The organism is Pseudomonas sp. HMSC076A11 (assembly GCF_001810205.1).
GTDB lineage: Bacteria > Pseudomonadota > Gammaproteobacteria > Pseudomonadales > Pseudomonadaceae > Pseudomonas > Pseudomonas aeruginosa.
This window is the reverse complement of record NZ_KV800310.1, coordinates 8643-33243: the sequence shown is the minus strand read 5'-3', so window position 1 is coordinate 33243 and position 24601 is coordinate 8643. Positions and strand designations below refer to the sequence as shown.

Annotated in this window: 25 protein-coding genes; 14 read left to right on the top strand and 11 right to left on the bottom strand. The window is 68.4% G+C overall.

Annotated features, from left to right (window positions below):
* The first annotated feature begins 3 nt into the window (after positions 1 to 3).
* The 5 genes from ppkA to tagQ all read left to right on the top strand — a co-directional run bounded on the left by ppkA (position 4) and on the right by tagQ (position 7698).
* Positions 4 to 3102, top strand: a complete 3099-nt coding sequence (gene ppkA, locus HMPREF2716_RS16460; RefSeq protein WP_023518242.1) for a serine/threonine protein kinase PpkA — start codon at positions 4 to 6, stop codon at positions 3100 to 3102.
* The gene (tagT, locus tag HMPREF2716_RS16455; RefSeq protein ID WP_023100708.1) at positions 3099 to 3818 is read left to right on the top strand and encodes a type IV secretion associated ABC transporter ATP-binding protein TagT; all 720 of its coding nucleotides are present in this window, start codon (positions 3099 to 3101) and stop codon (positions 3816 to 3818) included. Before ppkA ends, tagT begins: the two co-directional genes overlap by 4 nt.
* Positions 3818 to 5017, top strand: a complete 1200-nt coding sequence (gene tagS / locus HMPREF2716_RS16450; protein WP_023518241.1) for a type IV secretion associated ABC transporter permease TagS — start codon at positions 3818 to 3820, stop codon at positions 5015 to 5017. Before tagT ends, tagS begins: the two co-directional genes overlap by 1 nt.
* Positions 5010 to 6722 carry a type VI secretion system-associated regulator TagR gene (tagR, locus tag HMPREF2716_RS16445; protein ID WP_003106615.1) on the top strand — a complete coding sequence of 571 codons (1713 nt, stop codon included), beginning with the start codon at positions 5010 to 5012 and terminating at the stop codon, positions 6720 to 6722. Before tagS ends, tagR begins: the two co-directional genes overlap by 8 nt.
* A 61-nt stretch (positions 6723 to 6783) precedes the next feature.
* Positions 6784 to 7698: a type VI secretion system-associated lipoprotein TagQ gene (gene tagQ, locus HMPREF2716_RS16440; protein WP_003106614.1), complete on the top strand. Its 915-nt coding sequence runs from the start codon at positions 6784 to 6786 to the stop codon at positions 7696 to 7698.
* A gap of 229 nt (positions 7699 to 7927) precedes the next feature.
* Here tagQ and HMPREF2716_RS16435 read toward each other — a convergent pair whose 3' ends face one another.
* The 3 genes from HMPREF2716_RS16435 to prlC all read right to left on the bottom strand — a co-directional run bounded on the left by HMPREF2716_RS16435 (position 7928) and on the right by prlC (position 11392).
* Positions 7928 to 8986, bottom strand: a complete 1059-nt coding sequence (locus HMPREF2716_RS16435) for a PA0069 family radical SAM protein (protein WP_003083628.1) — start codon at positions 8984 to 8986, stop codon at positions 7928 to 7930.
* 88 nt (positions 8987 to 9074) lie between these two features.
* Positions 9075 to 9350, bottom strand: a complete 276-nt coding sequence (locus HMPREF2716_RS16430; RefSeq protein ID WP_003083624.1) for a YheV family putative zinc ribbon protein — start codon at positions 9348 to 9350, stop codon at positions 9075 to 9077.
* Positions 9347 to 11392: an oligopeptidase A gene (gene prlC / locus HMPREF2716_RS16425; RefSeq protein WP_003114658.1), complete on the bottom strand. Its 2046-nt coding sequence runs from the start codon at positions 11390 to 11392 to the stop codon at positions 9347 to 9349. Before prlC ends, HMPREF2716_RS16430 begins: the two co-directional genes overlap by 4 nt.
* Positions 11393 to 11469: 77 nt before the next feature.
* On the opposite strand from prlC, the gene HMPREF2716_RS16420 reads away from it, so the two are divergent.
* The 3 genes from HMPREF2716_RS16420 to HMPREF2716_RS16410 are packed head-to-tail and all read left to right on the top strand — an operon-like array spanning position 11470 to position 13686.
* Positions 11470 to 12012 (top strand): gamma carbonic anhydrase family protein, encoded by a 543-nt coding sequence (locus HMPREF2716_RS16420; RefSeq protein ID WP_003083618.1) that lies wholly within the window; start codon positions 11470 to 11472, stop codon positions 12010 to 12012.
* Positions 12005 to 12670: an HAD family hydrolase gene (locus HMPREF2716_RS16415; protein ID WP_003118497.1), complete on the top strand. Its 666-nt coding sequence runs from the start codon at positions 12005 to 12007 to the stop codon at positions 12668 to 12670. Before HMPREF2716_RS16420 ends, HMPREF2716_RS16415 begins: the two co-directional genes overlap by 8 nt.
* 32 nt (positions 12671 to 12702) lie before the next feature.
* Positions 12703 to 13686 (top strand): hypothetical protein, encoded by a 984-nt coding sequence (locus HMPREF2716_RS16410; RefSeq protein WP_003114660.1) that lies wholly within the window; start codon positions 12703 to 12705, stop codon positions 13684 to 13686.
* Between the two features lie 7 nt (positions 13687 to 13693).
* On the opposite strand, the gene HMPREF2716_RS16405 is transcribed toward HMPREF2716_RS16410, so the two are convergent.
* Positions 13694 to 14821 carry an aminopeptidase gene (locus HMPREF2716_RS16405; RefSeq protein ID WP_003118564.1) on the bottom strand — a complete coding sequence of 376 codons (1128 nt, stop codon included), beginning with the start codon at positions 14819 to 14821 and terminating at the stop codon, positions 13694 to 13696.
* A 91-nt stretch (positions 14822 to 14912) separates the two neighbouring features.
* Between HMPREF2716_RS16405 and HMPREF2716_RS16400 the strand changes: the two genes are divergently transcribed.
* Together HMPREF2716_RS16400 and HMPREF2716_RS16395 are read left to right on the top strand one after the other, a co-directional pair.
* Positions 14913 to 15329: a PA0061/PA0062 family lipoprotein gene (locus HMPREF2716_RS16400; protein WP_003083614.1), complete on the top strand. Its 417-nt coding sequence runs from the start codon at positions 14913 to 14915 to the stop codon at positions 15327 to 15329.
* Positions 15330 to 15385: 56 nt separating this feature from the next.
* A complete protein-coding gene (locus HMPREF2716_RS16395) occupies positions 15386 to 15823 on the top strand; it encodes a PA0061/PA0062 family lipoprotein (RefSeq protein ID WP_003083612.1) in 438 nt (145 codons plus the stop codon).
* An 11-nt stretch (positions 15824 to 15834) separates the two neighbouring features.
* On the opposite strand, the gene HMPREF2716_RS16390 is transcribed toward HMPREF2716_RS16395, so the two are convergent.
* From HMPREF2716_RS16390 to HMPREF2716_RS16375, 4 genes are all read right to left on the bottom strand, one after another.
* Positions 15835 to 16068: a DUF1161 domain-containing protein gene (locus HMPREF2716_RS16390; RefSeq protein ID WP_003114662.1), complete on the bottom strand. Its 234-nt coding sequence runs from the start codon at positions 16066 to 16068 to the stop codon at positions 15835 to 15837.
* Between the two features lie 110 nt (positions 16069 to 16178).
* Complete coding sequence (locus tag HMPREF2716_RS16385; protein WP_003118563.1) at positions 16179 to 16634, bottom strand: OsmC family protein; 456 nt, start codon at positions 16632 to 16634, stop codon at positions 16179 to 16181.
* An 83-nt stretch (positions 16635 to 16717) separates the two neighbouring features.
* On the bottom strand, positions 16718 to 17422 hold the full coding sequence (gene dsbM / locus HMPREF2716_RS16380) for a disulfide reductase DsbM (protein WP_023097117.1): 705 nt from the start codon (positions 17420 to 17422) through the stop codon (positions 16718 to 16720).
* Positions 17423 to 17484: 62 nt separating this feature from the next.
* The gene (locus HMPREF2716_RS16375; protein WP_003083599.1) at positions 17485 to 18372 is read right to left on the bottom strand and encodes an MBL fold metallo-hydrolase; all 888 of its coding nucleotides are present in this window, start codon (positions 18370 to 18372) and stop codon (positions 17485 to 17487) included.
* Between the two features lie 107 nt (positions 18373 to 18479).
* On the opposite strand from HMPREF2716_RS16375, the gene osaR reads away from it, so the two are divergent.
* The 4 genes from osaR to HMPREF2716_RS16355 all read left to right on the top strand — a co-directional run bounded on the left by osaR (position 18480) and on the right by HMPREF2716_RS16355 (position 21195).
* Positions 18480 to 19400, top strand: coding sequence for an oxidative stress response transcriptional regulator OsaR (gene osaR, locus HMPREF2716_RS16370; RefSeq protein ID WP_003128174.1), 921 nt, complete (start codon positions 18480 to 18482; stop codon positions 19398 to 19400).
* Positions 19401 to 19465: 65 nt separating this feature from the next.
* On the top strand, positions 19466 to 19972 hold the full coding sequence (locus HMPREF2716_RS16365) for a DUF1993 domain-containing protein (protein WP_003083593.1): 507 nt from the start codon (positions 19466 to 19468) through the stop codon (positions 19970 to 19972).
* 38 nt (positions 19973 to 20010) lie between these two features.
* A complete protein-coding gene (locus HMPREF2716_RS16360) occupies positions 20011 to 20559 on the top strand; it encodes an RNA 2'-phosphotransferase (RefSeq protein ID WP_003111523.1) in 549 nt (182 codons plus the stop codon).
* A gap of 207 nt (positions 20560 to 20766) precedes the next feature.
* Positions 20767 to 21195, top strand: a complete 429-nt coding sequence (locus HMPREF2716_RS16355; protein ID WP_003083588.1) for a cupin domain-containing protein — start codon at positions 20767 to 20769, stop codon at positions 21193 to 21195.
* Between the two features lie 52 nt (positions 21196 to 21247).
* Here HMPREF2716_RS16355 and asnB read toward each other — a convergent pair whose 3' ends face one another.
* From asnB to HMPREF2716_RS16340, 3 genes are all read right to left on the bottom strand, one after another.
* Entirely contained in the window at positions 21248 to 23080 is a 1833-nt protein-coding gene (gene asnB / locus HMPREF2716_RS16350) for an asparagine synthase (glutamine-hydrolyzing) (RefSeq protein WP_003111526.1), read from the bottom strand.
* A 622-nt stretch (positions 23081 to 23702) separates the two neighbouring features.
* Complete coding sequence (locus HMPREF2716_RS29730) at positions 23703 to 23840, bottom strand: PA0050 family protein (protein ID WP_003083584.1); 138 nt, start codon at positions 23838 to 23840, stop codon at positions 23703 to 23705.
* Between the two features lie 61 nt (positions 23841 to 23901).
* The gene (locus HMPREF2716_RS16340; protein WP_003083582.1) at positions 23902 to 24042 is read right to left on the bottom strand and encodes a PA0050 family protein; all 141 of its coding nucleotides are present in this window, start codon (positions 24040 to 24042) and stop codon (positions 23902 to 23904) included.
* Positions 24043 to 24601 lie beyond the last annotated feature (559 nt).

Below are 24601 nucleotides of genomic sequence, written 5' to 3'. Positions count from 1 at the left end.
GACATGGACATAGAACTTCCGGGATTCGACATCGAACGCGAGCTGGGCGAAGGCGCCATGGCCACGGTCTACCTGGCCACCCAGCGCTCGCTGCAGCGCAAGGTGGCGCTGAAGGTGATGGCCGCGGCGCTGGCCGCCGACCCGAGCTTCGCCGAACGCTTCCTGCGCGAAGGTCGGACCCTGGCGCGGCTGTCGCACCCGAACACGGTGACCATCCACGACATCGGCAACGTCGGCAGTTGCTACTACATGGCCATGGAATACCTGCCCAACGGCACGCTCAAGGAGCGCATCCAGCAGGGCCTCGATCCCGAGCAGGGCCTGGCCTACGTACGGCAGGTGGCCGCCGCGCTCGGCTACGCGCACTCCCAGGGCCTGGTGCATCGAGACGTGAAGCCGGCCAACATCCTGTTCCGCGCCGACGGCACCGCGGTGCTCTCGGACTTCGGCATCGCCAAGTCGATCGAGGACAATACCCAGTTCACCCAGGTCGGCTTCGCCGTCGGCACCCCCAGCTACATGAGCCCGGAGCAGGCCCGCGGGCAGGAGATCGACGGCCGCGCCGACCTCTACGCGCTGGGCGTGGTGCTCTACGAGATCCTCACCGGCAAGCTGCCCTACAACGGCAAGGACTCGCTCTCCACCGCCCTGGCCCACCTCACCGAGCCGCTGCCGGAACTGCCGATCGAGCAGGGCCGCTACCAGGACATCCTGCGCCAGTTGCTGGCCAAGGACCCGGCCGAGCGCTTCCCCACCGCCGGCGCGTTGATCGCCGCCCTCGACCGCCTGGCGCCGAGCGCCCTGGAAGCCACCCAGATCCGTCCGCTGGCGACGCCGCAGGGCTCGCCGCGAGCGAGCAACCCGCCGCCGGCCGAACCCGCGCCCCTGCCGCCCGCCGACCTCGGCGGCCTGCAACCGGTGTCGATCCAGTTGCCGCCGGTCACGCCCAGCGCCGGCGGCGCCACGCCGCCTCCGCCTCCGCCGTCGCAAGCGGCGAAACCGCCATCGCCCCCGCCGCCTCCGTTGCCGCCGGCGAAGCCACGTGCCGGCGGCAGCCGCACGCCGTTGATCGCCGCCGCCGCGGCCGCCGTGCTCCTGGCGATCGGCGGCGGCGCCTGGTGGCTGCTGGGCTCGGGCGACGCGCCGAGCGCTGCCGATCCAGCGCCGCTGGGACAGACGCCGGCGGACAAGCCGCAGCAGCAGACCCCGGTGGCCGATGCCGAACAGGACGGCGGCGAGCGTCCGCTGCTGATGCCAGGCAAGAAGACGCTGTTCCAGCGCGTCCTGACCAAACCCGGCGCGGCCATCTCCGCCGAGGCTGGCGGCCCGCCCCGGGCCGGCGCGGTGCCGGCCTTCTCGGTGCTCTACGTGTACGCCCGCAAGCAGGTCGGCGGCAGCCCCTGGCTGCGCGTCGGCGCCTCCAGCAACGGCGAGGGCGACGGCTGGCTGCCGGCCAGCGCGGTGAGCGACTGGAAGCAGAGCCTGGTGCTGAAGTTCACCGAACGCTCCGGCCGCGCGCCGGTGATGTTCCTCAACAGCGCCGAGCAGGTCGAACGCCTGCTCGGCGATACCCGCGCGGCGCGCGACACCCTGACCCAGGCGGTGGACCACAAGGGCGATCCGCAGGTGGTCGCGGTCGAGCCCAACGACCGGGCGATCCCCCAGGACCAGTTCTACCTGCTGCCGATCTTCGACTCGAAGGAGAGCTTCGACGCCGACGGCCAGCCGGCGCAGTTGCTGGAGGTCGCTTCGATCGACCCCGGCGGCAGCGCCACGGCACCCCAGGCGCCGGGCCAGGCCGGGCGGGGCGGCGCCAGCGGCGCGGCGAGCGACACCTTCCGCACCGGCATCGTCCTGGTGGTGGACACCTCGGTGTCGATGCAGCCCTACATCGACCGCGTGCGCGAGGTGATCGACGGCCTGCAGCGGCAGATCGGCGAGCGCGGCGACCTGGACAAGGTCAGCTTCGGCCTGGTCGGCTTCCGCAACAACACCGACAAGACCCCCGGCCTGGAATACGTCAGCAAGACCCTGGTGCCGCTGCAACCGGGCAACGACGCGCAGCGCTTCGCCGAGTTGAGCAGCCAGGTGCGCGCCACCGACGTCTCCAGCCACTCGTTCAACGAAGACGCCTTCGCCGGGATCATGCAGGCGGTCGACGAAATGGACTGGTCGCCCTACGCCGGGCGCGTGGTGCTGCTGGTCACCGACGCCGGCGCGCTGCGCAAGAACGACCCGCTCGGGCGTACCCAGATGAACGAGGCCGAGGTCCGCCAGGCGGCGCTGCGCAAGGGCGTGAAGATCTATGCCCTGCACCTGCGCACCCCGGCCGGGAAGAACAACCACGGCTACGCCGAGCAGCAGTACCGCAGCCTCACCGCCGACGCCAACCCGAAGATCGCCGACCTCTACATCCCGGTGGCCGGCGGCGAGGTGAACGCCTTCGGCAACACGGTGAAGGAGATCGGCACGGTGTTCGCCGACCTGGTCCACGACGCCGGCAACCGCAAGCCGCAGGCGCCGCGCTTCGACGCCGCGCCAAGCGTGGCGAGCAAGTCGGCGGCCATCGGCTACGCCATGCAGATGGAATTCCTCGGTCGCCGCGACCCGGTGCGCGCGCCGCAGGTCGTCACCGCCTGGACCGCCGACCGCGACCTGACCAACCCGGCGCTGCCGGCGTTCCAGGTCTGCGTGCTGCTGAGCAAGCTGCAACTCAACGAACTGCAACAGTCGCTGAAACTGATCGTCGACGCGGCCAAGCGCACCCAGACCTCGCCCAAGGACTTCTTCCAGGAAATCGCCAGCGCCAGCGCCTACATGAGCCGCGACCCGGCGCAACTGGTGAAGGGCAGCAACCTGGCGCAGAGCGGCGTGCTCGGCGAATACCTGGAAGGCCTGCCGTACCGCAGCAAGTCGCTGAACATGACCCAGGACCTCTGGCTGTCGCTGAGCGTCGCCGAACAGCAGGACTTCATCGACGAACTGGAGTCGAAGATCCGCCTCTACGAAACCTTCCACAACGACGTCGCCAACTGGGTCCGGTTCGGCGACGCCGACGCCGGCGACGCGCTGTATCGCGTGCCGCTGTCGACGCTGCCATGATCCTGCGCCTGCACGAGGTCGCCCGCAGCCACGGCGCCGGCCGCCAGCGCTACCGCCTGCGGGTGCCGGCGCTGGAATTGCGCGCGGGTCGCCAGCTGGCCATCGTCGGCCCCAGCGGCTGCGGCAAGAGCACCCTGCTCGACCTGCTGGCGCTGGCCCTGGCGCCGGACCCGGGCGGGCGCTTCGAATTCCTCGCCGGGGAACGCCCGCAGGACATCGCCGCGCTCTGGCGCGACGGCCGCCAGGACCGCTTGGCGGCGCTGCGCCGGCAGCACTGCGGCTACGTGCTGCAAAGCGGCGGGTTGCTCGAGTTCCTCGATGTGCGGCGCAACATCGGACTGCCCTGCGCATTGCTCGGCACCCCGTCCGCCGAGCGCGTGCAGGCGCTGGCCGAGCGGCTGGAAATCGGCGACCAGCTGGACAAGAAACCGGCGGCGCTGTCGGTCGGCCAGCGCCAGCGGGTCGCCATCGCCCGCGCCCTGGTGCATGCGCCGCGCCTGTTGCTGGCCGACGAGCCGACCGCGGCGCTCGACCCGCTGAACGCCGAACGGGTGATGCGCCTGCTGGTGGAACAGGCCCGCGAGCGCGGCGCCTGCACCGTGGTCGCCACCCACGACGAGCGCCTGGCCCGCGCCGCCGGCCTGGAAGTCCTGGCCATCCGCTGGCAACGCGAGGCCGACGACAGCGTCGGCGCCTGCCTCGAGGACGTTGGCTGATGCGCGCCGGCCTGCTGCTCTCGCTGGCCTGGGCCGACTATCGCGGCGAGGCGCGCCTGTCGCTCTGCGCGATCTTCGCCCTGGCGGCGGTGATCACCCCGCTGCTGGTGCTGTTCGGCCTCAAGTACGGCCTGGTCAGCACCCTCACCGAGCGGCTGGAGCGCGCGCCTTCGGTGCGCGAGATCATTCCGGTCGGCGGCGCCCGCTACCGTGCCGAGGACATCGCCGCCCTGGCCGCACGCGCGGATGTCGCCTTCGCCGTGCCGCGCACCCGGCAGATCGCCGCCACCGCCGACCTCAGCGGCGGCGGCGAGACCGCCCTGAGCGTCGAGATGATTCCCAGCGCCGCCGGCGACCCGCTGCTGGCCGGCCTGCCGCAACCCGACCGGCCGACCCGCGTGGTGCTCAGCCACGGCGCCGCGGAAAAACTCGGCGCCCAGCCTGGCGAGCGCATCGTCGCGCGCATCGGCCGGCGCATGGATGGCCAGGCACAGAGCCAGCGCCTGGAGCTGGAAGTGCTCGCAGTGCTGCCACAGGAGCGTTTCGCCCGCGACGCGCTGTTCGCCCCGCTGGCCCTGCTGGAAGCCGCCGAGGACTATCGCGACGGTCGCGCGGTGGCCGCCTATGACTGGCCGGGGAAGGCCGGTGAGGCGCCGCGCGCACGCATCTACCCGGGCTTCCGCCTGTACGCCCGCGACCTCGATGCGGTGGAAGGGCTGCGCCGGCACTTCGTCGCGAGTGGCGTGGAAGTCGCCACCCAGGCCGAGGCCATCGCCCAGGTGCGCAGCCTCAGCCGCAACCTCGGCCTGGTGTTCTGGATCGTCGCCGCGCTGGCCATCGGCGGTGCCTTCGCGGCCATCGCCGCCAGCAGCCTGGCCGCCGTCGAACGCAAGCGCCGCGCCCTGGCGGTGCTGCGTCTGCTGGGCTTCCCGACCGCCGCGCTGGTCGGCTTCGTCATGCTCCTGGCGCTGTTCAGCGCCGTCTTCGGCCTGTTCCTCGCCGGGCTGCTGTACGCCGCCACGGCCGGCGCGCTGAACCACCTGTTCGACAACCAGAGCGGCGAGTTCGTCTGCCGCCTGCTGCCCAGCCACTACCTGACGGCGCTGCTCGCCACGCTGCTGTGCAGCGTCCTGGCCGCCGCCAGCGGCGGCTGGCGCGCGGCGCGGATCGAAGCCGCAGAGGGATTACGCGATGTTTGAGAAAGCCATTCTTCCGCTCGCCCTCGGCGCCTGCCTGGCATTTGCCGCGCCGGCCTGGGCCGAAGGCGACTCGCCGGACAATCCCAAGCCGCTGGCCGACGACGTCGCCCTGCCGCTGCCGTGTGGCGGCGAGATGGTCTTCCGGCATGTCTACGTACTCGCCGAAGGCGCCCTCGACGATCGCGAGGTCAACCTCGGCTACGCCTTCAACGAAGGCGAGGCGGGCTACCAGCAGTCGTTCATCTCCGGCTACCGGCGCGACTACGTGAACGGCCAGTTCAGCCTCGCCGACCTGGCACCGGCCTGGCAGCAGAAGCTCTCCGCCAGCCTGCCGAAGCCTGCCGCCGGCACCCCGCTGAAGCCGATGCTGTACTTCATCGGCAAGTACGAGGTGACCGCCCGCCAGTACGCCGCGGTGATGAGCCAGGCGGCCGCGCTCTCCGGCCAGGGCGAGGCGCCGGCCTGCGACGTGCCGGACGGAATGGCCGCGCGGCTGCCCAAGGTCAACCTCTCGCGCTTCGACGCCGAACGCTTCGGCGCGGTGTACAGCGCCTGGCTGCTGAAGAATCACCCGGAACTGCTGCCGGTCAGCGGCCGCGGCAAGAATCCCGAGGACGGCGGCATCGGCTTCGTCCGCCTGCCCACCGAGGTCGAGTGGGAGTTCGCCGCGCGCGGCGGCCAGGCGGTCAGCCGCCAGGAACTGGAAGGCCGGCTGTTCCCGCGCAAGGTCGAGGGCAGCGACCAGGAAGGCCCGCTGGGCGACTGGGCGGTGTACAACCAGGTCGCCGGCGGCACCGGCCAGGCCGCGCGACTGTTGCCGGTAGGGATGAAGCGGCCGAACCCGCTGGGCCTGTTCGACGTGATCGGCAATGCCGCGGAGATGGTCCAGGAGTCCTTCCAACTGGTCCACGCCGGTCGCCGGCAGGGCACATATGGCGGTTTCGTGGTGAAGGGCGGGAACTATCTCGAAGGCGAGATGACTCTATTCACCGGGATGCGCCGCGAATACCCGCTGTTCGCCGCCGACGGCAGCGAACAGCGCAACGAGACCACCGGTTTCCGTGTCGCCATCGGCGCGCTGTCCGCGCCGCGCTCGCGCTATCCCGAGCTGTTCGCCCAATGGCAGAAGGAAGGCCGACTAGCGGCATTGACCGATGCCATCGATGACGCTCAAGATCCCACCAAGCAATTGGACGGAATCATTGCCGCCACCCGCGACCCGCAGATGCAGGCGCAGTTGGCCCAGATAAACGAGGAACTCAAGCGTAACGTTTCGTTGATCGCCCGGCAGCGCGAAGAGGCCGCCGGAAACCTGATACAGTCGGCGGCACTGGTCGCCGAGACGATCAACAACTACAACATACGCCTGACCAACCTCAAGAAGGACAGGGAGAAAGCCGTGGCAGCCAGGGATCAGGCGACCGCCCAGCTCTATGCCGGCGCCATCGCCAACGGGCGCAGCGCCCTCGATGGCGCATTGGCCATCTACATCGACAACCTCGCCACCGGCACCCGTTACACCGACGCGGTGATCCAGGCGCAGTTCCAGCGCATCCAGGAAGAACTCAATCGCAACCCGGTTCTGGGCAAGAGCCTGGTCAAGCGCGCGACCCTGTTCGTCAAACACGTCGGAGATTATCGCCAGCAGCACCGGGCCGAGCCGGAGGCGGTATTGAAGGAATTGCTCGCGTCCAGCGGGCGTTGAAGGAGTTCCGTCCGGCCCCTCTCGGCAGCCGGGCGGTTCATCAAACCAGGAGTGAGATGCAATGAGCCAACCCAGCGAAAACCGTTTGATCACCTCGGCGCGCTACGCGCTCTGCCTGTTGACCGCCAGCGGCGTGCTGCTCAGCGGCTGCGCCAGCAGCGGCGTCGGCTCGGTCGCCCAGACCACCCGCGCGGAATACTACCCGTCCTGCTACGAGCCGGTGTCGCACCTGCGCAGCACCGATAACGCAGTGCGCAATTCGGCCATCACCGGCGCCATTACCGGCGGCCTCCTGGGCGGCCTGGCCGGCGGCCTGGCCAGCGACGAGAACCGCGGCCGCAATGCCGCCCTCGCTGCCGCAGGCGGCGCCCTGGCCGGCGGCGCGGCGGGCTACTACATGGAGAAGCAGAAGCAGATCAGCGATGACCGCGCGCGCATCGGCTCCTACGGTACCGACGTCGACCGCAGCACCGTCGAGATCAACCGTAGCGTGGCCTACGCCAAGTCGGCGCAAAGCTGCTACCAGAGCCAGTTCAAGGCTCTGCTCGACGGTCGCAAGAACAAGTCGATCAACGAAGCCGAAGGGCGCAAGCGCCTGGCCGAGATCGTCAGCGGCCTGCAGGAGACCAACGCCTTGCTGGTCGCCGCCAACGGCCGTGCCGGCGAGAACATCAGCAACTACACCCAGGCCTACGAGAAAGACCTGCAGCAGGTCGGCGTACCGCGCGCCGAGGTGACCAAGGTCGCCGAGGCCGAGAACCGCGCCAGCACTACGAAAGGCGGCAGCAAGCCCAAGACCGGCAGCAATCCCAAGGTGCCGAAGGAAGCGGTCGCCACCGAGCAGACCATCCGCAAGGCCCAGGACGCGCAAAGCGAAGGCAACAAGGTGGCCTCCCAGGGCCAGGGCATGATCCGGGAAGTCTGCAACAGCCCGGACATGGGCGACTGGGCGCCGCCGAGCTGCGCCAAGGCCTGATCGGCCTCGTTACCGGCACGAACGCGACGGCGACCTTCGGGTCGCCGTTTCGTTGAGGGGGCTGGCGCGCTGACCCGACCGGCCTGAAGGTCGAGCGTTCGCCGGGACGGCTGCTTCCGACGTTTCCGGCTTCCCGGCGGCAGCGGTTCTTCCCGCAGGGCGGATATCGCCACCGGCACGCTCCGCCGCTACTCCGCCCTATACGAAATGCTGCACCGCGGGGAAAACGCTAGAACAACGCCATCTGCGCCCCCGGCACGGCGAACCGGCTGCAATCCAGCCCGAAGCCCTCGCGGCGGTCCAGCCCGAGGCGCTTCATCGCCACCGCGAAACGCTGCGCCAGCAGGTCGGCGAACGGTCCCTGGCCACGAAAGCGGTGGCCGAAGCGGCTGTCGTAGACCTCGCCGCCACGGCATTGGCGGACCAGGCTCATCACATGCTCGGCGCGTTGCGGGTAGTGCGCCGCCAGCCATTCCTCGAACAGCGGGCCGACTTCGCGCGGCAGGCGCAGGAGCATGTACGCGGCGCTGCGCGCGCCGGCGTCCCGCGCCGCCTGGAGCAGGCGCTCCAGCTCCATGTCGTTGACCATCGGGATCATCGGCGAGCAGAGCACGCCCACCGGGATGCCGTTGCCGCTGAGCGTGCGGATCGCCCGCAGTCGCGCCGAGGGCGCCGCCGCGCGCGGTTCGAGAATGCGCTTGAGCTCGTCGTCGAGGGTGGTCAGGCTGATCATCACCGCCACCAGGTTCTGCTCCGCCAGTTCGCGCAGCAGGTCGAGGTCGCGAAGGATCAGCGAGCCCTTGGTGACGATGGTCAGCGGGTGACGGAAGCGCAGCAGCACCTCCAGCACCTGGCGGGTCAGGCGGCGTTCGCGCTCCAGCGGCTGGTAGGGGTCGGTATTGGCGCCCAGGTTGATCGGCGCGCAGCGATAGCCGGGCTTGCTCAGTTCCTGCTCCAGCGCGCTGGCGACGTTGCTCTTGGCGATCAGCCGGGTCTCGAAATCGATCCCCGGCGAGAGGTCCCAATAGGCATGGCTGGGCCGCGCATAGCAGTAGATGCAGCCATGCTCGCAACCACGGTAGGGATTGATCGAACGATCGAAAGGGAGGTCCGGCGACTGGTTGCGGGAGATCACCGTGCGGGCGATCTCCTCGCGCACCTCGGTGAGCTGGATCGGCGGCACGTCCTGCTCCCAGCCATCGTCGAAGGCCTCGCTGTGGGTCGGGGCGAAGCGGTTGAGGGGGTTGCTGGCGGTACCGCGACCGCGCGGGGGCAGGGGAGCGCTCATGAGGGGAACCCGGCGAAATACTGTATATGGATACAGTATCGCACCGGGCCCCGGCCCACAGCCATCGCCGCCGGTCGGCGGCGAGCGGTCAGGCGTCGGGCTTCTTCTTCAGCTTGGGATTGGGGAAGAACTGCACCGACTGCACCTTCGGGTTGGCCGGCTTCGGCGCGTTCTGGTTGACCCGCGTACCCAGCTCCTTCGGGATCGACTGGCCCTGGGCGTTGAGCGTGTCGGCGTAGCCGCAGGCCACGCATTCGCGGTGCGGCACGCCGTCCTCTTCCCACATCTGGATCTTGTCCTGTTCGCTGCACGCCGGGCAGACCGCCCCGGCGATGAAGCGCTTCCTGGTGATCGCCGGGCTCATGCGGCCTCCCCGACCAGCCCGGAGTGACGCAGCAGGGCGTCGATGGACGGCTCGCGACCGCGGAAATCGACGAACAACAGCATCGGCTCGCGGGAGCCGCCGCGGGCCAGGATCGCCTCGCGGAAGGCACGCCCGGTATCGGGGTTGAACACGCCTTCTTCCTCGAAACGCGAGAAGGCATCGGCGGACAGCACCTCGGCCCACTTGTAGCTGTAGTAACCGGCCGCGTAGCCGCCGGCGAAGATGTGCGCGAAGCTGTTGGCGAAGCGGTTGTACGCCGGCGGACGCATCACCGCCACTTCGTCGCGGATGCCCTCGAGCACCTGCAGCACGCTGCGGCCGTCGCCGTGGGTGGCGTGCAGCTCGAAGTCGAAGAGGGAGAACTCCAGCTGGCGGACCATCATCATCCCGGACTGGAAGTTCTTCGCCGCCAGCATCTTCTCCAGCAGGTCCTGCGGCAGCGCCACGCCGGTCTCGTAGTGGGCGGAGATCAGCGCCAGGCCTTCCGGTTCCCAGCACCAGTTCTCCATGAACTGGCTGGGCAGCTCGACGGCGTCCCAGGCCACCCCGTTGATCCCGGAGGCGGCGGCATGCTCGACGCGGGTCAGCAGGTGGTGCAGGCCATGGCCGAACTCGTGGAACAGGGTAGTGACCTCGTCGTGGGTCAGCAGCGCCGGCTTGCCGTTCACCGCCGGGGTGAAGTTGCACACTAGGTAGGCCACCGGGTCGATCAGCCGGCCCTGGGCGTCGCGCCGGCGGTCGCGGGCGCCGTCCATCCAGGCACCGCCGCGCTTGTTGGCGCGGGCATAGAGGTCGAAGTAGAAGCGGCCGACGTGCTCGCCGTTCTCGAGGATCTCGAACAGGCGTACGTCGGCGTGCCAGCGTTCGAAATCGTGCAGTTCGCGGATCTGGATGCCGTAGAGGCGCTCGACGATGGCGAACAGGCCGGAAAGCACCTTGTCCACCGGGAAGTAGGCACGCAGCGCCTCCTGGGACACGCTGTAGCGCGCCTCGCGGAGTTTCTCGGCGTAGTAGCCGGCGTCCCAGCTCTGCAATTCGGTGCAGCCCTGCTCGGCGGCGTAGGCGCGCAGCTGCTCCAGGTCGCGGGCGGCGAACGGCTTGCTGCGCACCGCCAGGTCGCGGAGGAAGCTGAGCACCTGGTCGCTGGACTCGGCCATCTTGGTCGCCAGCGACAGCTCGGCGTAGTTGGCGAAGCCGAGCAGGCCGGCCAGCTCCTGGCGCAAGTCGAGGATCTCTTCCATCACCGGACCGTTGTCGTTCTGCCCGGCGTTCGGGCCCTGGTCGGAGGCGCGGGTGCAGTAGGCGGCGTATACCTCTTCGCGCAGGGCGCGGTCATCGGCATAGGTCATCACTGCGTAGTAGCTGGGGAACTCCAGGCTGATCAGCCAGCCGTCCAGGCCCTTGGCCTCGGCGGCCTGCTTCATCTGGGCCTTGGCCGAATCGGTCAGGCCGGCCAGCGCGGCTTCGTCGGTGACATGCTTGGTCCAGGCCTGGGTGGCGTCGAGCAGCTGGTTGGAGAAACGGCTACCCAGCTCGGACAGGCGCGACTGCACCTCGGCATAGCGCTTCTGCTTGTCCGCCGGCAAGTCGATGCCGGACAGGCGGAAGTCGCGCAGGGCGTGTTCGAGGATGGTTTTCTGGGCCACGTCGAAGCCGGCCGCCTCGGGGCTCTTCGCCAGCGCCTCGTAGGCCTCGAACAGGGCGCGGTTCTGCCCCAGCTCGGTGGAGTAGGCCGACAGCTCCGGCAGGCAGGCCTCGTAGGCCTCGCGCAGCTCGGCGCTGTTGCACACCGCGTTGAGGTGGCTGACCGGACTCCAGGCGGCGCCCAGACGGTCGTTGAGTTCGTCCATCGCCAGCACCAGGCCCTTCCAGGTCGGCTGCTCGCGCTGGGTTTCCAGCAGGCGGGCGATGGCAGCGCGGTTATCGGCGAGGATCCGCTCGATGGCCGGCTTCACGTGTTCCGGGCGAATGGAGGAGAAAGGCGGCAGGTCGTAGGCCTGCAGAAGGGGATTCGCGCTCACGTTGGCAACCTTGGCTAAGGAAATACCCGACCATCTTAAATACAATCGGCGGCATCCGCAGCCTGAGGAAAACTATCGTGACCATTCGTTCCTACCAGGGCAAAACGCCACTGCTCGGCGAGCGGGTCTTCGTCGATCCCTCGGCCGTGCTCGTCGGCGACATCGAGATCGGCGCCGACAGCTCGGTCTGGCCGCTGGTGGTGATCCGCGGCGACATGCACCGCATCCGCATCGGCCAGCGCAGCAGCATCCAGGACGGCAGCGTGCTGCACATCACCCACGCCGGCCCCTTCAACCCGGACGGTTTTCCGCTGAGCATCGGCGACGAAGTGACCGTCGGGCACAAGGTCCTGCTGCACGGTTGCAGCATCGGCAACCGGGTGCTGGTGGGGATGGGCTCGATCGTCATGGACGGCGCGGTGATCGAGGACGAAGTGATCCTCGGCGCCGGCAGCCTGGTGCCGCCGGGCAAGGTGCTGGAGAGCGGCTTCCTCTACGTCGGCAGCCCGGCGAAGAAGGCCCGTCCGCTGAGCGACAAGGAGCGCGGCTTCTTCGCCTACACCGCCGGCAACTACGTGAAGCTCAAAGACCTGCACATCGCCGAGGACTACCATGCGTGACGCCGCGCTGCGCTACCCGAACATCCTCTTCGATCTCGACGGCACCCTCACCGACCCACGCGAGGGCATCACCCGCTCGGTGCAGTTCGCCCTCGCCCGCCTGGGCATCGACGAGCCGGACCTGGCGCGCCTGGAACACTTCATCGGCCCCCCGCTGTTGCAGTGCTTCATGCAGACCTACGGCTTCGACGAAGCGCGCGCCTGGGAGGCGGTGAACCACTACCGCGAGCGCTTCAGGGTCACCGGTCTCTACGAGAACCGCGTGTTCGACGGCATTCCCGAGCTGCTCGAAGCCCTGGTCGGACGCGGCCACACGCTCTACGTCGCGACCAGCAAGCCCGGCGTGTTCGCCCGCGAGATCGCCCGCCACTTCGCCTTCGACCGTCACTTCAAGGCGATCTACGGCAGCGAGCTGGACGGCACGCGCACGCACAAGGACGAACTGATCCGCCATCTGCTCGACAGCGAAGGCCTGGCAGCGGAGCATTGCCTGATGATCGGCGACCGCATGCACGACCTGCTCGGCGCCAGCCGCAACGGTGTCGCCTGCATCGGCGTCGGCTACGGCTTCGGCAGCGAAGACGAACTGCGCGCGCACCAGCCGACCCATTACTGCGCCGACCTCGCCGCCCTGCGGCAGGTGTTGGAATCCCACTGACCCATGCTCCGTTTCAGACAAGGACGCCTGACATGACCGACAACCCCTTCGCCACCCCCACCGCCCCGGTGCAGCCGCCGGCCAGAGAGGTGCCCGCCACCACCCAGCCCTATGCGTTCATCGCGGTGCTGGCGCTGGTCACCTGCCTGTCCTTCGCCGTGAGCCTGGGCATCCAGTGGTACAACGACATCGGCGAGATCCGCCAGCGTTTCTCCGAGCACCTGCAACTGATGGCGCCGCACTGGTTCACCGGCCTGGTGTTCTACGCGGCGGCCAACCTGCTGGTGCTGCATGCCTACCGCGAGAAGCGGCAGCTCGTCGAGTTCCGCCCGCTGGCGCTGCTGCTGATCGGCTACGGTCTGCTCAACCTGGTCTGCGGCATGCTCGCCGGGATCGGCCTGGCACCGCTGACGCTGCCGTTCTACCAGTGGGTGACGGCGCAATCCAGCTACGGCGTCTGGCTGATGGCGTTCAACGAAGCGATGAGCTGGGTCTACCTGCTCCTGGGCAGCCTGCTGCCGTTGGGGCTGGTGCTGCTCGGCAGCCGGGTGAACTCGCCGCGCCTGGCCGAAGGGGAAGAAGCCCGCGTCGCTGCCTGGCAGGTCGCCCTGGGCGCCGCGCTGTGTTTCGCCACGCTGTGTTTCAAGCTGATGCAGTTCCTTCCCTACGCCCTGCTGCGCTACGACGAGCCTTGGCTATACGGCCTGTACCTGAGCGGCGTGGCGCTGCCCGCGGCGCTGCTCTTCGGCGCCGTCTGCACGCGCCTGCCGGCGCGCCTGCAACGCTTCGCCGCCGGCCGCGCGCTGCTGCTCGCGGTGGTCGCCATGCTGCTCTGGAGCGTCGCGCTGCTGGCGGTCGGCGGGGGGCTGGCGCTGCTGATGATCCTCGGCCTGGCGCCCGCTGGCATCGGCTATACGCTGCTGGTGGCGCTGCTCGGCGTCGGCCTGTTGGCGCTGCTCTGGCCGATCGGCCGGCTGGCCACGCGCTGGTGCTACGCCGACCAGCTCGCCGCCTGAGCAGGCGTCAGGGCGCTGCGGCGGCCAGCCGCTGCAACGCCGCCTGGCGCTCTGCCAGGGGGAGCTGGCCAAGGGCACGGACCCGCGCATAGAACGCCGGCCAGTTGCCGCCGACCTGGCGGAACAGCACGGCGAACGCCGCCACCCATTGGTCGTAGAGGCCGAAGGGAAGCAGCTTGGCATTGTTGAACGGCGCGTCGATCCAGGCCTTGAACGGCGACTCGCCACCCCATTCGCGCTGGCTCAGCGCCGCGTACTCGCGGCGCAGGCGCTGGAATTCGGCAGCCTTGCCGGCACGCTTGGCGGCATCGTCCAACGGCCCGGCATAAAGTGCTTCGAGGCGCGCACGACTGGCCAGGACCAGCGCGGTGAACTGCTCGCGGCGCTTCTCCTCGCGGCCGTCCGCCGGCGGCAGTCCACGATACTCGCGCCACTGGCGGGTACCTTCCTGTTCGACGAAGGTGGCGAAGGATTCGTTGAAGGCGGTGTCGTCGCGCAGGTAGAACTTCTGGTGCGCCAGTTCGTGGAAGATCAAGGTCGCCAGCCGTTCGTCGTCCCAGCGCAGCATGCTGCTGAGGATCGGATCGTCGAACCAGCCGAGGGTCGAGTAGGCCTGCACCCCGCCGACGTAGACGTCGTCGCCGAGCGCCCGCTGGCGCGCCGCCTCGGCGCGCGCGGCGGCCTCGCTGTAGTAGCCGCGGTAGGCCACGCAGCCGGCGATGGGGAAGCAATGGGTGACCGGCTGCAGCGACAGCTCCGGGGTGGCGAACACGTTCCATACCACGTAGGGCCGGCCGATATCGGCGTACAGGCGATAGCTGCGGTTGTCCGGCAGGCCGAGGCGTTCGCTGGCGAATTGCCGGGCCTTTTCCGCCTTCGCCAGGCGTTCGCGCAAGCGCGCGTCGCGCTGCGGGTCGGCGATCACCGCGGCGGCCGGCTCGCGGGCGCGCAGCAGGGCGAACTGGCCGCTGGCCAGTTGCCCGTAGTAGGAGACGGTCGAGCAACCGCTCAGCGCCAACAGCGCCAGGCAGGGAACCCAACGGGGCAGTCGAAGGTCAGCAAGCGGATGGCGAAGGCGGCGTGGCATGGGCGGAACATAGCACAGCACGCGGACCGCCCGCCGCCCTACCAGCACCGGTCCGCGATCCGGCGAGGCGGAGGAACGCAAGGCGTTTTTCCAAGGCGCGACGGATGGCGGCCGGGTTAAAGGAGCTTCGGAGTCTTCTATGCGTACGCTGCTGCTTGCCGGTGGCCTGCTCGTCCTGAGCGGCTGCTCACTGCTGATGCCCACCCCCGACCCGAACCGCGCCTGGGTCGACCTCGATACCCAGCCCGACGCCGATCTCGCCGCCGTGGAAGTCGACGACAAGAGCTGGGACCGCACGCGCTACTTCGAGGTCGATCCCGGCACCCGCGAACTCACGGTGCGCTACCAGTTCACCGTCGACCCGACCAACATCGGCCCCGTGGACAGCCCGCTCTGGCGCGATTGCCAGCTCAACCTCAAGTTCAAGGACTTCAGCGCCGGCCAGCGCTACCGCCTGGAGGCCGGGCACATCGGCTTCCGTCCCTGGGCGAAGCTCTACGACCAGGACAACAGGGAACTGGCGCGCGGCCGCGAGGGGCGCTGCGCGAAGGTCTGAACGGCGCAAGGCGAGGGCGCTATGCTAGGAGCTGAACGCCCTCCGGAGCCCGCCCCATGCGTCCACTCACCCGTCTCGTCCCGCTCGCGCTGCTGCTCCTCGCCGGCTGCGCCGGACCGCTGCCGCAGCCGGACCCGCAGATGGCCTGGGTCGAGCTGCGCAGCGCGCCGGCCAACACCCTGCTGGCCGAGCGCCTGGACGGCGAGCGGTTGAGCGACGGGCGCTACTTCCAGGTCACTCCGGGACGCCATGTGCTGGAGGTGCGCTTCCAGTACGAACTCTATGGCGGTTCCGGCGGCGGGGGCGGCGGCTTCGGCGAGCCGGTGCAGATCAACTGCTACCAGCAGGTGGTCTATGACGGCTTCGAGGCGGGCCGGCGCTATCGCCTGGAGGTGCGCCCGCAATTGCGCAGGGCGCTGGCGCTACTGAGCGACGAGCGTGGCGAGGTGGTCGCCCGTTCGAACTTCCAGACCAGCCGCTGCCCGCCGTACTGAAACGCAGCGGCTCAGTCGTCGTTCTTCTGGTAGATGATCTTCTTGGTGCCGTTCTCGCAACTGCCGACCACCATGTTCGGGTCGCTGACTTCGTCGTTGCGCACGATCTCCAGGGTGTAGGAGGTCACCCCGGCCGACTGGATCTTGGTCTCGATCTCCGCCTTGAGTTCCTCGCACGGCTTCGGCGCGGCCAGCGCCGTGGCGCTGAACAGCAAGGTGGCAATCCCCAGCCCGATGGTTTTCATGACCCGTCACTCCTCGTCGATGCCTGGCAGCCGAGTGCTGCGCAGCGCATCCTGCCGCATTCGACTGCGGCAGGCCAGGGCCAGTTCGCCGGGCTGGGGAAGCGTTCCGCTCAGCCGTCGAGGCTGGCGTCCAGGCTGATCTTCGCGTTGAGCACCTTGGATACCGGGCAACCGGCCTTGGCCTTGTTGGCGATCTGCTCGAAGGTCTGCGCGTCCGCCCCCGGCACGCGCGCCCTGAGCACCAGGTGCACGGCAGTGATGGCGAAACCGTCGGACTGCTTGTCGAGGGTGACCTCGGCGCGGGTCTCGATACGTTCGGCGGTCAGGCCGGCCTCGCCGAGCATCATCGACAGGGCCATGCTGAAGCAGCCGGCGTGGGCCGCGCCGATCAGCTCTTCCGGGTTGGTTCCCGGTGCGCCCTCGAAGCGGGTATTGAAGCCATAGGGGTTGTCCTTGAGCGCGCCGCTTTCAGTGGAAAGGGTGCCCTTGCCGTCTTTCAGGCCGCCTTGCCAGACCGCCGATGCCGTCTTCTTCATGTCGACTCCTCCGGAGCTGTGGATGGACATCCGCTCGCGTCGGCGAGCGGGCATGTCTACATGGGAGGACGACGCAGCCGGACAAGTTCAGTCCGCCTGCGCGGCGGCGGGATTCAGGCGCAACCGTCGATGCGGCAGAGCGGCGCCGCGGCCCCGCCCACGGCATCGCTGCCGCCGGCAAGGCGCAGCCGCGTTTCGAGGAGAGCCCGCCAGTCGTCCGGCTGGCCGAGGTAGCGCCCGGTGTCGAGCACCTGCAGGCGGCCGTCGCGCTCCAGGGCGAAGGTCGGGAAGCCAGCGGCGCCGAGACGGTTCATCAGCCGCCGACTGTCGGCGAAGTGCGCGCGCAGCGGCTCGCCGGAGCAGGCGTCGAACGCCTCGGCGAAGCCCTCGCCAAGCCCCAGTTCGGCACCCAGCTCGAGCAGCACCGGACGCTCGGCGATACGCCGGCCCTCGACGTAGTGGGCACGCTGGATCCGCGCCAGCATCGCCGCGCCGAGGCCGTCGAGCGCTTCGGCGGCAAGCACGGCGGCGGTCGGCGGGGCCGAGTCGAATACCGCGCTGGTGTCGCGCAGCAGGCCGTCGAAGTAGTCCTTGCCGAACGGCTGGCCGGTCAGTTGGGCGATCCGCAGGTCATGGGGAATCACGTAGTGGCGCAGACCGGCGCCGACCGGCTGGCGGTTGGCATCGGTCATCATGCCGCCGCCATGCAGGCGTACGTCCAGACCCGTCACCTCGCGGGCGGCGGCGAGCAGCGGCGAGGCGCCGTAGCACCAGCCGCAGAGCGGATCGTAGAGGTAATGCAGGGTGAGGTCGTTCATCTCGGTCTCCACGAGACGCCCCGCAGGGGACGCCTCGATCAGCGGCTATCGGCGGGCGCGGCTCAGGGCCACTGCATCTCGCCCTTGAGCACCTTGGCGCTCAGCTCCAGGCCTTCCTCGCCCGGCAGGTTCGGGTAGCGGCGCTTCATCGCCTCGACCAGCGCGGCGGAATCCCTGGCCTTGGGCAGTTCGGCTTCCAGGGCCTTCAGGTAGTCACGGGTGAAGCGCACGCCGTCCAGGCCCTTCGGCTCCTCGCCGGTGAAATGGCCGGGCACCACGCGCCGCGGTTGCAGCGCCTCGATCCGGTCGAGCATCGCCACCCAGGCCTGGCGCGAGGCCTGGGTCTGGGTATCGGCGGTCCAGACGTGCGAACCGGATTCCACCAGCACGCCACCAACCACCGTCTTCAGCGACGGAATCCACAGCACCGTGCGGTCCGGGCTCGGCCCCTTCAGGTCGACCACCTTCAGGGCATGGCCTTCCAGCTTCAACTGGTCGCCCTTCAGCGGCTCCGGCACCACCAGCGACGTCGGCGCGTTGTCCTTGAGGATCGGCCCCCAGTAGGCCAGCTTGGCGTCCTTGGTCGCCTGGATGTGTGCGACGGTCTGCGCCGTCGCGAGGATCTTCGCCTCGGGGAAGGCGGCCTTCAGCACGTCGAGGCCGAAGTAGAAGTCCGGGTCGCCGTGGCTGATGTAGATAGTGCTGAGGGTCTTGCCGCTGGCCTGGATACGCTTGACCAGTTGCTCGGCGTCGGCGCGGGAGAACTGCGCGTCGATCAGCATCGCCTCGCGCTGGCCCACCAGCAGTTCCGAGGACACGGCGAAGATCGCCTTCTCGCCGGGGTTGTAGACCTCCAGCCGCAGCGGTTCGGCGCTGGCGGCGAAGACGCCGGCGGCACCCAGCAGGGCGGCGGCGGCGAACAGGGAACGAAGCAATCCATGGCGCGACATGAGCGGTTCTCCAGGCAGTGGGATCAGAGGCTTGCCATGTTAGTTGCTTGAAAGCGCGCAAAAATCCCCGCAATAATCACAGATTTGTTGCATGGATCGAGCGAATCATGGACCGCCTGACCGCCACTCGCGTCTTCGTCGAAGTCATCGACAGCGGCAGCCAGACCGCCGCCGCCGAGCGTCTGGACATGTCCCGGGCGATGGTCTCGCGCTACCTCGCCGAGTTGGAGGAGTGGGTCGGCGCACGCCTGCTGCACCGCAGCACCCGCCGCCTGAGCCTGACCGACGCCGGCGCGGAGCTGTTGCCACAGTGCCGCGAGATGCTCGCCGTGGCCGACGCCATGCAGGCCACCGGCCAGACCCGCCGCGACAGCCCGCGCGGCACTCTGCGCATCACCAGCAGCCTGTCCTTCGCCCAGGCCTGGCTGACCCGTGCCGCCGCCGCCTTCGTCGAGCGCTACCCGGGCACCGCCATCGACCTGCAGGTCAACAGCCAGGTGGTCAACCTGGTGGAGGAGCGCATCGACCTGGCCCTGCGCATCGCCAACCAGCTCGACCCCAACCTGATCGCCCGCCGCCTCGGCGAATGCCGCTCGGTGATCTGCGCCGCGCCGGACTACCTGCGCGGCCACGGCACCCCGCGGCGCCCGGAGGACCTGGCGCTGCACAACTGCCTGACCTACTCCTACTTCGGCCGCAGTCTCTGGCAGTTCGAGCGCGACGGCGAGCCGACCAGCGTGCCGGTGGGTGGCAGTCTCAGCGCCAACGAATCCACCGTGCTGCTGGAGGCCGCCGCCGCCGGTGCCGGGATCAGCCAGCAGCCGCTGTACTCGGCAGCCCCGCTGATCCGTAGCGGACGCCTGGTGGCGCTGCTGCCGGAGTGGTCGCCGCAGGTGCTCGGCATCCACGCGGTGTACGCCTCGCGCCGGCAGATGCCGCCGGCGCTGCGGGCGCTGCTGGACTTCCTGGTCGAACGGATGGCGGCCGATCCGCACTGGGACGAGGCGGGCCCCCTGGCGCTGGCGTGAAAGCCGGGTAGACTGCTGGACGCGCCGCCTTCGACGCACCTTTATCCCCTGTCTGGAGCACGTCCATGTCCCTGTCGATCTACCAGGCTTCGATCCCGACCTTCCTGCGCACCCTCGGCAACCTCTCGGCGATCCTGAAGAAAGCCGCCGCCCACGCCGAAGCGAAGAACATCGATCCGCGCATCTTCATCGACGCCCGGCTGGCGCCGGACATGTTCCCCCTGGCGCGCCAGGTGCAGATCGCCAGCGACGCCGCCAAGGGCGCCGGCGCGCGGCTGGCCGGGCTGGAAGTGCCGAGCTACGCGGATACGGAAACCACCTTCGACGAACTCCAGGCACGCATCGCCCGCACCGTCGAGTTCCTCGAGGGCATCCGCGAGGAACAACTGGACGGCGCCGAAGAGCGCAACGTGACCCTCAAGGTGCGCGGCCAGGAGATCAGCTTCAACGGCCGCGACTTCCTCTTCGGCTTCGCCCTGCCCAACTTCTTCTTCCACGTCACCACCGCCTACGCCATCCTCCGCCACAACGGCGTCGAACTGGGCAAGATGGACTTCCTCGGCGGCGCCTGAGGTTCCCGCGCCGGGATGGCACGCACAAGGACCATGGAATGGATCGGAAAACCCTCGACGACACCAGCAAGTTCCTCAGCTATGTCCTTCGCCACCAGCCCGAGGCCATCGGCCTGACGCTGGACGGCGAAGGCTGGGCCGACATCGACGCCCTGATCGCCGGCGCGGCGCGGGACGGCCGCGCCCTCGACCGCATGCTGCTCGGCGCGGTGGTCGAGAACAACGACAAGAAGCGCTTCGCCCTCTCCGCCGATGGCCAGCGCATCCGCGCCGTGCAAGGCCACTCGCATGCCGCGGTGGCCATCGCCTACGCCCCCGCGGTCCCGCCCGCAGTGCTCTACCACGGCACCGCCAGCCGCTTCCTCGACTCCATCCGCGAGCGCGGCCTGGTCCCCGGCAGCCGCCACCACGTCCATCTCTCCGCCCGCCGCGCCACCGCCCTGGAAGTCGGCCGCCGCTACGGCAGCCCGGTTCTGCTGGAAATCGACGCGCGCGACATGCACCTGGCCGGGCACCTATTCCACCAGGCGGAGAACGGCGTCTGGCTGACCGAGCGGGTACCCGTGCGGTTCATCCGCGAGGCTTGAGAAGGCATCGCCTCTCATCGGGAAGTCGTAGGGCGCATAACGCGCAGCGTTATCCGCCGATGCGCCGAGGCTAAAGGAGAAAGCCGCCGCCTGCGATGAACCAACCGCCTCCTTGATGGCCCGCTGCCGCCTAGCAGAAGCGGCAGTGGAGCAGGCGGTGAAAGCCAGCTTGACTGAGGAAAAACACCGACAAGCGCAGGACGCCCGATGGACCTTCGCCCCAGCCACGTGCATGTGTTCCCACCCAGCCGCGACCTCCCGGCCGCAACCAGTCCGCACCGCGAAACCCTGCTGCGCAGCGGCTGCGCCTGGAACGGCTCGCTCTACCTCGGCTATCCCCTTGGCCAGCCGCAGCTCACCGTGCAGCGCCTGAGCCTGGCCGCCCACGAACGCCTGGACTGGCAGGTCCATCCGATGCCCAGCGCGCTTTACGTGCTCAAGGGCGAACTGCGCCTGGAGACCCGCGACGGAGCCCAGAGCACGCGGGTGCTGGAAGGCGAGGCGGCGGGTTGCCTGATGAACATCATCCATCGCCTGATAGCCGGGGCCGAACCGGTGGAAGCCCTGCTGTTCCATGCCGGCGTGGAAGGCATGCCGGTGGGGCTCGGCGAACGCGGCGAAATGCCCGACGCCTGAAGACGCCGGCGGGCCGGACAGCAGCCCGAACCCGCCACGCCCCGCGTCACGCTCAGGCGGAGAGCCCGTACAACCTGAGCCAGCCTTCCAGCGCCAGCGCGGTCTCCAGGTTGTGGCGGCTCACCTGGGTGTTGAAGTACCCCTCCGGATGCTCCAGTTCGGCGGCCAGGAACTCTCGCGAAACGATGCCGAACACCGGGTTCGCCGCGTCCTCCAGCAGGCGCCGCACGCTCCCGCGCAGGAAACGCTCGTAGCCGAGGTTGGCAGAAGTCGGATAAGGGCTCTTGCGGCGCTTGAGCACGGCTTCCGGGACATAGTCGGCGCAGGCCCGCTTGAGCAGCCACTTCTCCTCGCCGTCCCGGCTCTTGATCGACCAGGGCACGTTGTAGACGTACTCCACCAGCTCATGGTCGGTGTAGGGCACCCGCACCTCCAGGCCGTTGCACATGCTCAGGCGATCCTTGCGTTCGAGCAGCAGCACCATCCAGCGCTTCAGATGCAGGTGGCTGAACTCGCGCATCCGCCGCTCCTCCGGGCTGTCGCCGGCCAGGTGTTCGACCTGGCGCAGCCCATCGTCGTAGCTGGCCTGCTGGTACTGGAGGAGATCGCAGCGGCGGTTGAAACCGGCGTCGATGAAGCCGGCTGGCAGGCGCACCCTGGAGGCCCAGGGGAAGCGCGCCGCAGCCACCGCCTGCGGATCGCGGAACCAGCCGTAGCCACCGAACAGCTCGTCGGCGCCTTCACCGGAGATGGCCACCGTGGAATGCCGGCGGATCTCGCCGAACATCAGGTGCAGCGAGGTATCCATGTCGCCGAAGGTGAAAGGTACGTCCTTGGCCCGGAATACCTCTTCGCGCGCTCGTTCGCAGACCAGTTCGGCATTGTCGATGAGCACGGTGCGATGACGGCTGCCGATGTACTGCGCGGCCAGCAGGGCGAACGGCTGGTCCTGGTCGGGACGCAGGTCGTCGCTGCGGAACTGCTCGGCCTGGCCGACGAAGTCCACCGAGAATGAATTGATGTCGCCGCCGTGCTCCGCCTTCGCGATGCGCTGGGCGATGCCGGTCAGGGCGGTCGAATCGAGCCCACCCGATAGCAGCGAACACACCGGAACGTCGGCGTGCAATTGCGACCCCAGGGCGCGGGTGACCAGTTCGCGGGTGCGCTGCACGGTGCTCTGCAGGTCGTCGGCATGCTCCTGGCGGCGCACCTCCCAGTAGCGGCGCAACTTCGCCTGGGAATTGGGACGCCAGGACAGCAGGTGGCCGGGCAGCAGTTCCTGGACCTCGCGGAACGGCGTCTGCGAAGTGCCCCGGGACAGCGTCAGGAGGTCGACCAGGCCGACCGCGTCGAGCCTGGCGGCGAATTCCGGATGCGCCAGGATGGACTTGATCTCCGAGCCGAACAGCAGTCCCTCGCGGTGCCGCGCGTAATACAGCGGCTTGATGCCCAGGCGGTCGCGCACCAGCAGCAGGTGGCCGTCGCGGCCATCGAAGACGGCGAAGGCGAACATCCCGGTCAGGTACTCGCAACAACGCTCGCCCCATTGCAGATAGGCGTGCAGGACCACCTCGGTATCGCTGCGGGTGCGGAACTCATGTCCGGCCCGGCGCAACCGCTCGCGCAGGGCATCGTGGTTGTACACCTCGCCGGTGTAGACGAGGGTGACCTCCTGGCCGGTGGGAAAGCGATAGGACATCGGCTGCACGCCGCCGCTGAGGTCGATGACCGCCAGCCGCCGGTGACCCAGCAGGGCGTTGCGGTGCTTCCAGATGCCCTCGGCATCCGGCCCACGCAAGGCGAGCGTATCGGTCATGGCGAAGATCGCCGGAAATTCGTCGTCGAGCTTGCGCGTGTAATCCACCCAACCCGCGAGACCGCACATAGGGAAACTCCTCTAATTGATGTTTTATCGGGAAATTCATCCAGAGAACATGCTGAAAACATCCGTGCGGCCGGCCAGATTGCCGGCGTACGAATGCTTCGCCCAAGGCGGTCGATGTATGAACTTTTCGAGGACCTGAAGATAAGCAGTTTCGGCAGGCCTGCGCCCAAGGAAGGCCAATGATAGAACAGGAAAAAACGTGGCCGAGTTAATTAATATCTATCTAAATCTGGTAGCTGTTTTTAAAAAAACAAAGGAAAAACAATAATCTACAAAATTAATGAAACATCCTGAAACATCATTACGCGGCTCTACAACCAGATATTACAGGGTCGTTCACGGCTCTTTCCAAAGACTTAGAAAGCTAATCCAATTAAACTTATAATTGCTTTACGGCAATCATATGGATAGCCAACTAAGCAAATGACTACAACAAACTCAGATCGTACAACTATTGAATATAAGAGTTGTCCACCGACGCTGATTTCGTGGCAACGTTCGACGCGACGATGGACGAGCGGGAAAAGTAGGGCGGCGCGGGGAATGGAGAATTAAAGCAGGCAACTTCGAGCGATCCATCCGGAAGCGGGCCCGCTGCACCGGGCCCGCCAGACGACCTACCTCAAGGGCATTCGCAGGTCGACGGACCGAACACCGGCCCGCTGCACGGGTCCTCGGACGGGCCGAAAACCGGGCACGCGGCCTGGGCGGTAAGAGAGAAGCCACAGAGCAGGAACACAGCCAACAGTACTTTCTTCATTTGCAACCTCCTGGTTGGTAATCGAACGCTCCCTGTCCCTGGTCGAGGGTACAGTCGGTCATCACGGGCACTCGCAGACGGTCGGTCCCAGCACCGGGCCCGCGCAGGGATCTTCCCCCGGCCCGAGCACCGCGCAGTCCGCCTGCGCCGTCAGCGAGAACATCCACAGCAGCAGCGAAGCCGCCAGCATCTTCCTTTTCATCTGACCTCCTTGGTCGAAACAGCGATCAACGATCCGTGTCCTTCTCCGAAAACAAGGGCATTTGCCTGCAGAAGGACCGAACGCCCGTCCGCTCGCGGCGCACCGCAAGACTCGCCGGCGAGCCGCCGGACCCCGGAGAGCAAAGACCGGCCCGAGCGAACGCGCCAGTGCGGTGGATTGCCGCAGCGCCAGCGAAAGTACCGGGGCAGGGGGCTTCGGCACCGGTTCGCCATCAACTTTTCCTATCCCCGGCGGCCACATAAATTCGTTGGACGCCCCGCGCCGGCGCCTCCAAGAATGCCGCACGGGTGCGAAGTCCGGCCGTGCACCCACCGACGCCCCACAACAGCAAGAACAACGATCGGTGCATCCATGGCAAAGGACCTGACTTTCCCAGACGCCTCCGCGTCGTCCCGCAACCCTCCCTCCGCGCGCCTCCGTCTACCGGCGACACGCGCCCCCTAGCACCGCCCTCCCGTCCGCCACCGCAGCAACCCGCGACGCACCTTGCGTCGGCCCCGGCCCCCGCGCCCTGGTGCTGCTGGTGATCGCCTGTCCC